1 protein-coding gene is annotated in these 1,064 nt (G+C 21.0%); it reads right to left on the bottom strand.

Features of this window, described 5'->3' with window-relative positions; translation table 11 throughout:
* Positions 1 to 338: 338 nt before the first annotated feature.
* The coding region (locus AOG55_RS04525; protein WP_156318750.1) for a helix-turn-helix domain-containing protein at positions 339 to 1,064 on the bottom strand (726 nt) is incomplete at its 5' end.

Genomic DNA, 1,064 nt, shown 5'->3' with positions numbered 1-1,064 from the left:
TATATTAAATGGATTAAATTAAATATATTCTCCTTATATATTAATATCATTAAAATTTATTTTGGTTATTATCAATATATTATTACATTTTTATTAGTCTAGAATAGCAGATACAGGATATCCTTCATAATTAGTCTCAAATGTATACGGGTCCACAAATTTTGTTGCAACTGTTAAAGTTAATATATGCTGTATAATTATAATCATATTATCAGAAACAAAATTCAGATAAAAATGAACATTCATATCCTTATAGTAGGCATTATAACTAACATTCTTAACATTAATCAAATAAAGTAAATTTTATAATAACTAAAAATAATAGGTATATAATAAATTTATTGCTTATCAGTATTGTTCAGTTTACTTTTATAGCTATGTATTACTTTATCAATGTCATCAGTAATTATATGAGATCTTAAATAATATGATACAGCATTTATCTCTAATAATCTAAGTTTTTTTGATAAATTTGATTTTGTGGTATTGTAATTATCAGCTAAAAATTTTAAATTAGATTTTTTTGGTTTGGAATAGTATCCTAACTTATAAACCTCTGATAATAATTTTATATTACTTGATATATCCATATCGATAATATTATTCTCAAACTCATCATAATCCAGTTTTTCAAAATTTATTAATGTTCCTCTTTTATTTATATCTTTTATAATTTTAATAAAATTTTCATACCATGAAAAAACATACCAAATTTCATAACCATTATAAAATAGTTCCCGATAAAATGGTGAGTCGTAAATATCAACAACCTGACTTATTGAATTGTTAAGTTCGGCCTTTATTTTGGTAATATATATATTTTTGTCTTTAATAGTTTGTATTTTTTCTATATCATATATGCTTTTGTGCTTTTTGATATCAATAAATAAATTGCCCATATTATTATTTTTTTTATTTAAATTTTTGAATAATACATATGCGTCTATATACGAATTATTTTTAATTTTTTGTGCTATTAATTCTCCATATACATAAGGGTATTCAGATAAAATAGAACTCCAACAACCTGGATGATTTATTATAAATCTAAAGAACATATATAT

Source organism: Acidiplasma cupricumulans, from assembly GCF_001402935.1.
GTDB lineage: Archaea > Thermoplasmatota > Thermoplasmata > Thermoplasmatales > Thermoplasmataceae > Acidiplasma > Acidiplasma aeolicum.
Note: the sequence above shows the minus strand (reverse complement) of the source record. Positions and strands in the feature narration are given on the sequence as shown.